The organism is Brevibacterium sp. UMB1308A, assembly GCF_030230605.1.
Lineage (GTDB): Bacteria > Actinomycetota > Actinomycetes > Actinomycetales > Brevibacteriaceae > Brevibacterium.
The window spans coordinates 1-9,791 of sequence record NZ_JASPDO010000043.1 but is presented as its reverse complement, the minus strand read 5'-3'; the positions used below and the strand labels follow the sequence as shown (position 1 = coordinate 9,791).

General features: G+C 57.9%; 8 protein-coding genes. 5 read left to right on the top strand and 3 right to left on the bottom strand.

What is annotated here, in order from left to right:
* The first annotated feature begins 295 nt into the window (after window positions 1–295).
* The 3 genes from QP868_RS11680 (at window position 296) to QP868_RS11670 (ending at window position 2,711) form a co-directional block, all read left to right on the top strand.
* Window positions 296–1,264 (top strand): NAD-dependent epimerase/dehydratase family protein, encoded by a 969-nt coding sequence (locus QP868_RS11680; RefSeq protein WP_284926741.1) that lies wholly within the window; start codon window positions 296–298, stop codon window positions 1,262–1,264.
* Window positions 1,265–1,538: 274 nt separating this feature from the next.
* Window positions 1,539–2,231, top strand: coding sequence for a procyclic acidic repetitive family protein (locus QP868_RS11675; RefSeq protein WP_284926740.1), 693 nt, complete (start codon window positions 1,539–1,541; stop codon window positions 2,229–2,231).
* Between the two features lie 111 nt (window positions 2,232–2,342).
* Window positions 2,343–2,711 (top strand): ArsR/SmtB family transcription factor, encoded by a 369-nt coding sequence (locus QP868_RS11670; RefSeq protein WP_284926739.1) that lies wholly within the window; start codon window positions 2,343–2,345, stop codon window positions 2,709–2,711.
* Window positions 2,712–2,792: 81 nt separating this feature from the next.
* Here the strand turns inward: QP868_RS11670 and QP868_RS11665 are convergent, their stop codons facing one another.
* The 3 genes from QP868_RS11665 to aceA all read right to left on the bottom strand — a co-directional run bounded on the left by QP868_RS11665 (window position 2,793) and on the right by aceA (window position 7,084).
* Entirely contained in the window at window positions 2,793–4,013 is a 1,221-nt protein-coding gene (locus QP868_RS11665; protein WP_284926738.1) for a pyridoxal phosphate-dependent aminotransferase, read from the bottom strand.
* Window positions 4,014–4,038: 25 nt separating this feature from the next.
* Complete coding sequence (locus QP868_RS11660) at window positions 4,039–5,694, bottom strand: malate synthase (RefSeq protein WP_284926737.1); 1,656 nt, start codon at window positions 5,692–5,694, stop codon at window positions 4,039–4,041.
* 112 nt (window positions 5,695–5,806) lie between these two features.
* Window positions 5,807–7,084, bottom strand: a complete 1,278-nt coding sequence (gene aceA, locus QP868_RS11655; protein WP_284926736.1) for an isocitrate lyase — start codon at window positions 7,082–7,084, stop codon at window positions 5,807–5,809.
* 181 nt (window positions 7,085–7,265) lie between these two features.
* Between aceA and QP868_RS11650 the strand changes: the two genes are divergently transcribed.
* The gene (locus tag QP868_RS11650) at window positions 7,266–8,777 is read left to right on the top strand and encodes a helix-turn-helix transcriptional regulator (RefSeq protein WP_284926735.1); all 1,512 of its coding nucleotides are present in this window, start codon (window positions 7,266–7,268) and stop codon (window positions 8,775–8,777) included.
* Between the two features lie 130 nt (window positions 8,778–8,907).
* Window positions 8,908–9,585 carry a hypothetical protein gene (locus QP868_RS11645; RefSeq protein WP_284926734.1) on the top strand — a complete coding sequence of 226 codons (678 nt, stop codon included), beginning with the start codon at window positions 8,908–8,910 and terminating at the stop codon, window positions 9,583–9,585.
* Window positions 9,586–9,791 lie beyond the last annotated feature (206 nt).

Genomic DNA, 9,791 nt, shown 5'->3' with positions numbered 1-9,791 from the left:
ATCAAACTCCGACAAGGATGGGCAGGAAGACACCCCTGACACGCCAGGCCCATACACACATTTTGAGCATTAACCCCGGGTCCTCGACCTCTAGGCCACGCTTCACTAGCCGTTCCACCTGCTCATCAAGGGGTAGCCACTTCTTTGTGTACTCCATGCGCATCTCCTGCATAAATGAAAATCAGCCCGCGTCCTACGACAACGGGCTGATCATGATGCAAATGATTCTACCACGCACGAACTCCCCACAAGCCCCCGATCCAGGCCCCACCACGCAACCCGTTACGCTTGAGGTATGCGAATTTGTGTCACCGGCGCTTCTGGACTGTTGGGATCTGGCGTTGCTCGCGCACTCGTTGAGCAGGGCCACCACGTGACCACTTTGCAACGCAGGCCGTCCGGGGTTGACGGGGCGCAGGACGTACTGGGATCTGTCACTGACCCTGCGTGTGTGGAAGGTGCGCTCACCGGCGCCGAGGCGGTCATCCACCTGGCAGCGAAAGTCTCCATGGCGGGTGATTCGGCCCAGTTTGACCGCGTAAACATCGACGGAACACGCACAGTAGTTGAAGCCGCCCAGGCTACGGGCGTGAAGCGTTTTGTCCACATTTCTTCGCCTTCGGTGGCGCATACGGGTTCCTCGATTATTGGGGAGGGAGCCCAACCAGCTAACCCACAGACAGCCCGCGGCGACTACGCGCGCACAAAAGCCCAAGGCGAAATCATTGCACTGGAAGCTGATTCTGATTCGTTCCCCGTGATTGTGCTGCGCCCCCACCTCATGTGGGGTCCAGGTGATACGCAGCTGACCGAACGCATCATTGAACGCGCTAAGCAAGGCCGTATCCCCATCTTGGGGTCGGGTACTCCGCTGATTGACACGCTGTATTCGACCAACGCGGTAGACGCGATCCTCGCGGCCCTTGAGGTGGTGCCCCACACGCACGGGGAGGCGCTCGTGGTGACTAATGGACAACCTCGGCCGGTGGGCGAACTTCTCAACAGGATTGCGGTGGCCGGTGGCGCCGACCCTATCCGCCTGCACGTCCCCGCGGGCGCCGCGAAGGCAGCAGGTTCTGCGATTGAGACCGTGTGGAACCTCACCGAGCACGACGACGAACCTCCCCTCACCCACTTCCTTGCCGAACAATTGTCGACCGCGCACTGGTTTGACCAGCGCCGCACCCGCGAGGCGCTGAACTGGACGCCTGCTGTGAGTATCGAGCAGGGTTTGAAGATCCTGGCTCAGCACTACGGAAAGTAGACCGCCGCCGAGGTGGTTTCCGGGTGATCCCACAGAGTCCACCAAGTAGCGAATTGCTCTTTTGCAAGCCTGACACGCGATATGCGTTCATTTTGAAACTTTTTTTAACTTTTTTCTACACACGGCAATAGCTATGTGACCTGCGGAATCACATCAATGTAAGCATTATTTATAACGGTTTGATTACGCTCGCGTGTATCATTTGACGCAAATGTCTACTACGATCCTTTTTGGCGAACAAGTAAATGCTCCCACTTCCCACTTTTAGGAACATATGCTTAAGACAAAATTGCCACTTGCAATCGCTGTAGGCGTTGTATCAGTAGGCCTCTTTTCAGCTCCCGCGTCGGCGCTACCGTCACTGACAGGTAATGCACACGACCACAACACCAGCTCGACGGACAGCAACGTTTCGCAGCCCGAAACGAAGCCTGAGCCTCAAAACACACCTCAGAAGCAGGCGACGCCGGAACCCGAGGCAAAGCCTGAGTCCAAACCTGAACCTAAGCGACAGCTTCCTCCGCAGCCGTCGTACCTGGATAAAGACCAGATTGAAAACGCCCGCATCATCATTGGTGTGGGACGCGCGTTCAACGTATCTGACCGGGGAATTCAGATTGCGTTGATGACCGCGTTCCAGGAATCCGACATGTACAATCTGGATCACGGCGACAAGGACTCGAAGGGGCTGTTCCAGCAGCGTCCCAAGTACGGCTGGGGAACGGAAGACGAAGTCCAAACGCGCACGTTTGCCGCTCAGTCTTTTTACGGGGTGAACCCCAAGGTGAAGAACGCGGGACTACTGGATATTCCAGGCTGGGAAAAGATGAGCCTGAATGATGCCGCCCAAGCCGTGCAACGCTCGGGGTACCCGGACCGTTACGCCCAGTGGGAGAACTTGGCGTGGCGAACCCTCAAAGCAAACTACGACGCACCCAAGATCTATCACGCAGGACCGGTGGAATAGCCCGCGCTTCGTGGAATAAAGCACGTGTCTCCCAGGCGCCTATTAGGGGAAGGGAGCCAGGGAGACACTGCGTTTGTTCCACGTATGTTTCACGCGAGTAGACTACTCACTATGTCAGAAAAAACAGCCGTCGATGTCAGCAAGATTCACCCTGAAGGTGACTGCGACATTCCATCAGAATTCTCGTCGCAACAGAACATCAGTCTTACCGCTGAACTGTTCAAGGCTCTTGCTACACCGTCGCGCTTGAAGATTCTGCTCACTTTGTCCCACGGGCCAGCCAGTGTGAGCAACATTGTGATTGCCACCGAGCTGTCACAGCCACTAGTCTCACAGCACCTCAAAGTGCTCCGTGGCATTCACTTGGTTTCTGTGCAGCGCGATGGGCGCGAAGCGATCTACTCACTCATGGACGAACACGTCGCGCACATCATTCTTGATGCAATGGCCCACGTCAACGAGCTCAATCACTCGAACTAGACTGGGCGCCCGACCCAAACGAAACGGCGCAAAGCGAGCGAAACTGCGCATTATATTGCGCAGTTTCGCTCACTTTGCGTCTTAGTCGGTCAGATAAGCCGCTTGGAACTTAGCGATGCGGCGCAGGGCCTCAGCAACCGCCTCGGGCCCGGCTGCCAAGGAAATACGCACCCACTTATCACCGTTAACGTTGTCAAAATCAAGGCCAGGCGACACCGCGACACCCTCTGTTTCAAGGAGCGCCGAACACCACTGGGTAGCCGTTTCATACGGTCCCAGCACGTCTTCCACCAGGCCGTACATGTAGAACGCGCCGTCGGCAGGTGCCAAGTCACGCCAACCCAGCGAAGGAGCGGCGTCCAGAACTCTCTGACGTGCCCGAGCAAACCCCGCCAGGGCCTCCTCACCTTCGGCATAGGCGGATTCAGAAAAGGCTTCGACGGCGGCGTGCTGAGCCGGAACCGGGGCACACAGCGCGTAGTTTCCGGCAAGACCAGCGATTGTCTCCACAAGGTTTTCTGGCAGAACAGCCCACCCCAAACGCCAACCGGTCATGCCCCAGTACTTAGAGAATGAGCTGATGACGATCGCGTCGTCGTTGAACTGCAGAGCACAGTCGCCAATCGAATCAGTGAAAGTGATGCCGTGGTAGATCTCGTCGCTGATGATACGAACGTCGTGACTGTGGCACCACTTGGATAGCTGTTCAAACTGCTCACCAGGGATCATGGTGCCGGTGGGGTTCGCCGGTGAGGCCAGCATGACACCCGCGAGCGCACCTTCACTGTGCGCCTGGTCCAGCAGTTCGACTGTGGGTTGGAAGCGTTCGTCGGGGCCGCAGTCCAGCTCAACGACCTCGATACCCAGGCCGGCCAGAATATTCTTGTACGCCGCGTAGCCGGGGCGAGCCAACGCCACACGGTCCCCTGCGTCAAAGCACGCGAGGAAGGACAGGAGGAAAGCGCCAGAGGATCCCGTGGTGACGAAGAACCGCTCGGCCGGAATGTCCAGCCCGTACCAGCGCTTGTAGTGGCCGGACAGGGCTTCGCGTAGAGGCAGAATACCGGCAGCTGGTGAGTAGCCCAGGGATGTTCCGTCGGTCATGATGTCAGCGGCGCGGGTGCGAACTGCTTTAGGTGCACCCTGCAGCGGTTCACCCACGCACAGGGAAATGATGTCGCGTCCCTGCGCTTCGAGTTCTGCTACTCGCTGCAGAATGTTCATGACAGAGAACGGGCGCACCACCTTTGCCCGGTCTGAAATGCGTGTCAGGGTGCTGGGTAAAGGTTGGCTACTGTTCATGCACACATCGTGTCACACCCGCGCGTTATGCAGCGTGCGAAACACCGGGCGCGCTGGTACGCGAAGGGTTTAGCACCGACGCCCCACGAAACACCATGTGATCACGGTAGGCGACCGGATAGAACGGCTCCGGCGCACCTTCACTGCGCAGCGCGCTGTGAATGAAGTCTTCAGCCTCGTCAAAGTGATCGGCATTGGTGCGCGGAAGCACCGCCAACTCTTCCACCAGGAACCGCGTCACCAACTCACGCGTCAACATCCGCCCATCTTCCAAGGTCACGCCCTGGCGCGTCCACTGCCACAGCTGCAATCGCGCAAGCTCAGCCGTCGACGCATCCTCAACGTACCCGTCGTAACCGACACTGCCCACGCCCCGCAGCCACGCATTGATGTAGTGCAGGCACACCCGCAAGTTCCACCGCACACCTTCTTCACTGATCACCCCGGTAGGAACCGTGAGCAACTGCTCAGTCAGGTCAACACGGTCAGTGGCAACGACCTCGGCCGCAGGAACCGCAGCACGGTCAGCCCGCGCCTTACCGTAAGCCGCACGCACCACGTCGATCAGCGACCGGTGCGCGATCCACGTGCCATCGAAACCAGCGGACACCTCGGCCAGCTTGTCCTCATACACGCGCTCACGCTCATGAGGCTCCGCAACCGGCAAGTGTGCCGACTCAACCACAGCCGTACTCAACCCGCCCAACGCCTGGGCCCCACGCCGGTGACACGTGCTCACCAGCAGGTCCGTAAACGCGCGGATAAACGGCGAATCCGACCGAATCTCGTCACGCTGCGGAACCGTGAACCCGTCACGCAGGCCAAAGTGCGTCACCAGCGACCCCACGTAATCCCAGCGCCCAGCCGCCAGGCCAACCGCGTGATCACGCAGTTCATACAGGATTTCGTCCATCTGGAACGCCGCCGTCACCGACTCAATCAACACCGTCGCCCGAATCGTCCCCCGGGCAAACCCCAGAGTCTCCTGCGCGTGCTCAAACAGACTGTTCCATAGGCGCGCCTCATGCCTGTTTTCGACCTTGGGGAGGTAGAAGTACGGCCCGTGGTTGCGCTTGAGCAGTGGCCGGCTGTTGTGGAAGACAAACAACCCAAAGTCCACCAGGGTCGCACTAGCTGGGTGCGCGCGTCCGGTCGCGTCCGTCCAGGTCAGGTGGTCCTCTGTGAGGTTCCATCCCCGAGGTCGCAACACCATCGTGGGCGGGTGCGGGTTGCGTGCTTTGAAGGTTTTTCCCGACCGCGACTGGAACGCGAAATCACCGCGGGCGGCACGCATGAGGCACTCGTGGGCCGTCACCATGTTCGACCAGGTGGGGGCCATGCCGTCTTCTAAGTCAGCCATCCACACGTCAGCGTCGGAGTTGCAGGATTTGGCGGCCTCCCGGGGCTCCACCGGGGTCGCCAGCTCCACAACGCGGCGTTTGAGTCCCGGCGCTCCCGAGGTGCCAACCACCTTCCAGTCCCCACTGCGGATGTCGCTGGTGGCAGGGTCGAAGGTGGGGAGGTCACCGTTTTCGAAACCACCTCGGCTGGCGTTGCGGGCGGCAAGCAGTTCGCGTCGCCGCGCGTAGAACACGCGGTGGAGTTCGTCGAGAAATTCGCACGCGGCGGGGGTGAAGATGTTGTCGACGCCGGAGATGTGTGGCCCGTTGACGGTGAACATTGTGCCTCCTTGTGGTTCGAGGCGCCCGGTAGTGGCTCAGGCTACCGGGCGCCTCGAAGAGTGGGTGCGCAGTTGCTGGAATGGTCACTAACTGCGCTGGTGTTTGAGCAGTTTAGAACTGAGCTGCTTCGGTTGAGTCCTTTAGCGCAGTGGTCGAGGATTGCGGGTTGATCGCAGTGCTGACCAGGTCGAAGTAACCGGTTCCAACTTCGCGCTGGTGCTTGGTGGCGGTGTAGCCACGCTCTTCACTGCCGAACTCACGTTCCTGCAGTTCGACGTACGCCTTCATCTGTTCGCGGGCGTAGCCGTGTGCCAGGTCGAACATTGAGTAGTTGAGTGCGTGGAATCCGGCCAGGGTGATGAACTGGAACTTGTATCCCATGGCTCCGAGTTCGCGCTGGAACTTGGCAATCGTGTCGTCGTCAAGGTGCTTCTTCCAGTTAAACGACGGCGAGCAGTTGTAGGCCAACATCTGATCTGGGTACTCAGCCTTGATCGCTTCTGCGAATTGGCGGGCCACGTCCAGGTCTGGTGTGGAGGTTTCCATCCACAACAGGTCGCTGTACGGGGCGAACGCCAAACCGCGGTCAATGCATGGCTGCAGTCCGTTGTTGACCTTGAAGTAGCCCTCTGCTGTGCGTTCGCCTGTGAGGTACTTCTGGTCGCGTTCGTCCACGTCCGAGGTGATCAGGGTTGCCGCTTCCGCGTCAGTGCGCGCGATGATAAGGGTGGGGACGTTTTCAACGTCGGCAGCCAGGCGGGCCACGTTGAGGGTGCGGATGTGCTGTGCCGTTGGCACCAGCACCTTTCCACCCAGGTGACCGCACTTCTTTTCGGATCCCAGCTGGTCTTCGAAGTGGACACCTGCGGCACCAGCGTTGATCATTCCGCGCATGAGTTCGTAAACGTTCAGCGCGCCACCGAATCCGGCTTCTGCGTCAGCAACGATAGGTGCCAACCAGTCTTCGACAGACTTGTTGCCTTCCGAGGTTTCAATCTGGTCAGCGCGCATCAGTGCGTTGTTGATGCGGCGCACGACAGCAGGCACTGAGTTCGCTGGGTAGATGGACTGGTCTGGGTAGGTTTGGGACGCAAGGTTAGCGTCTGCTGCGACCTGCCAACCGGACAGGTAGATTGCCTTGAGGCCAGCCTTGACCTGCTGAACTGCCTGGTTACCAGTGAGGGCACCGAGTGCGTTGACGAAGTCTTCCGAGTGGACTAGGTTCCACAAGCGCTCAGCACCGTGGCGAGCAAGAGTGTGTTCTTCAATCAGCGATCCGCGCAGTTTAACCACATCATCTGCCGTGTAGTCACGGGCGACACCGGACCAGCGCGGGTTGGTTGCCCAGTCGCTACGGATTGCATCTGCGTTGTGGAGTTCGTTAGTCATCGCGTCTCGCTTTCACTTGAGTTGTCTTGCTTGGTGTTGCCGCAAGATTTTTCGTTGTTGTGAATCCAGTATTCGCCCTGCACAAGGGGGTGAGAAGAGTTTTCTCAAGTAAAAAATCGCGATTTTTCTGTTTTTCGTGAATGTGTCACTTCTGTGGCTCCAGTCACACTAAGATGGATTCATGGGAGAACACATGCCGCACGCTCACCGGCCTGGCGCACACACAACAGGCGCCGAAAGCGCGAACTTTGAGTCCACTGCACAAGGGACTGCCGACGCACTCAGCATCGGGCGAAAAATTCGCCACTTTCGCACAGAACACGGCCTAACGCTGGAACAAGTTGGCGAGAGAGTGGGCCGTGCTGCGTCACAAATATCAGCATTTGAATCAGGCAAGCGGGAGCCCTCCATCGCAGTGCTGACGGCACTTGCCAAGGCGCTTGACACCTCGGCGGCCGAACTCCTTGACCCCACGCCCGTCTCACAACGGCAAGCGTTAGAGCTGGAGGCCGAACGTGCGCAACGATCACCCCTGTACTCCTCACTCAACCTGCCCACGGTGCGCGTGAAATCACTTCCCAACGACGCACTTGAGGCGATTGTGGGGCTGCAACGGAGCCTGCACGACATGACGAAGAAACGGGCCGCCACACCGGAAGAAGCCCGGCGAACCAACCGGTTATTGCGCGAAAAGATGCGTTCGCGTGGAAACTACTTTGGGGAGTTGGAAGAGCAGGCGCGGAAAGTGTTGGCACACATCGACTATCACGGAGGACCTTTGAGCCGCAGGGACGCGGCACACATTGCTGACCGGTTGGGTTTTAGCTTGCACTATGTATCGGATTTGCCCAGGTCAGTACGGTCGTTGTCCGACACGCTCAACAAGCGGTTGTATCTGTCGAACGACGATGCGGTGGGCACAGACCCCCGGTCGAATTTGCTGACTGCACTGGCATCCGCAATCTTGGAGCAGAAACCGCCTTCTGACTACCAAGACTTCCTCACCCAGCGCGTGGAGGCCAACTATGTTGCCGCGGCCCTTCTGATTCCGGAAAAAGCCGCTGTTCCGTTCCTTCAAACAGCGAAGAAAAATCGCCGAATTTCTATTGAGGAGCTTCGCGACTATTTTGGGGTGAGCTACGAAACAGCTGCCCACCGGTTCACAAATCTGGCCACAGAGCACTTGGATTTGCCGGTCCATTTCATGAAAGTGCACATCAACGGAACCGTCCACAAGGCGTATTCCAATGACGGCTTGCCGTTCCCTACTGATCCGCTTGGGGCGGTTGAAGGGCAGTACGCGTGCAAGCGGTTCAGTTCACGTACGGTGTTCACGATCGCCGACAGGTTTAGCCCTTACTTCCAGTACACTGACACCCCAGAAGGCACATATTGGTGCACGGCACGTGTCATGCCGGGCGCAGGTGATTTCGCGATTAGCGTGGGGGTTCCGTTCGCGCACGTCAAGTGGTTTGAAGGGCGTGACACCGAGGTTCGTTCAAAGTCGTGGTGCCCCGACCCCAGTTGCTGTCGCAAGCCACCTGAGTGGTTAGAGGAGAAGTGGGCCGAGGCGTCATGGCCGTCAGCGCGTACACACTCGTCACTTCTGGCAGCCGTGCCGCCTGGAGTGTTTCCCGGCGTGGATTCGACCGAAGTGTATGAGTTCCTAGAAAGACACTCCCCCAATTCATAAGCTCTCCGGGACCACGTGTGATCGTCTCGACACATGTGTATCTGGGTGACTACTGTCCCACGCCCATATGCGTAGTGGTGGTGACTAGCGTAGTAATCAATACAAGTCATCACATGAGAGGACAGAACAGATGATGAACAAGCTACACATTCGTTCAACCATTGTTGCCGTTGCAGTTGCAACGTCACTTTCACTCACCGGTTGTGGCCTGTTGGGTGAACAGATCCAGCCACAGGAAGGACAAGGCACCGAACAGCAACCTCAAGGCGAAGGTACAGCACCCGACCAGGGCACTGCGCCCGATCAAGGTACTGCTCCTGACCAAGGTTCGGCGCCGGATCAGGGAAGCGCTCCTCAGGGCAATGGCGGAACTGAACAGGGAACCTCGGGCTCAAGCAACGGTGGCACCAGTAGCCAGGGCAACGGTTCTTCGGGAAGTAGCTCTACTGGCGGAAGCTCATCGGGCGGCAGTTCTTCGAATTCTGGAACGAGCGACAGCCAGGACACTTCGAACAAAGCTTCAGACACTCGAGTCAAGATCGACAGCAAGGGCAATGGCGTCATTCCTAAAGCCGCGATTGAAGACGACATTTATGACCTCATGAAGAACAAGTACAACATGAAGCTAACGGCAGTTGAGTGTCTAGGTGACGTCAAGGTTTTCCAGGGTCGTGGCTCGCAGAGCTGTGAGCTTAAGACACCAGACCGCCCTTACTTTGGAACTGTGATTGTGAAAGGTATTAACAAAGGCATGATCCAGTACCAAATCAAGTTCCCAAGCCTGCCCGATGACGTCAAAGTGAACTAACTCGGCAACTGCGCCTAAGATACAGCGCAAAACGAGTGAAACGGTGCATAATATTGCGCCGTTTCACTCGTTTTGCGTTGTTTCGGTGATGTGTTTGTGGGTCTGACCTGTAAGTGGGTCAGGCCCTACCCTTTTTGTGTTGAATATGGAAAAGAGGAGGCCACGGCTTCGTGGTCTCCTCTTTTCGTTTACGTTGGTTTTGCGGC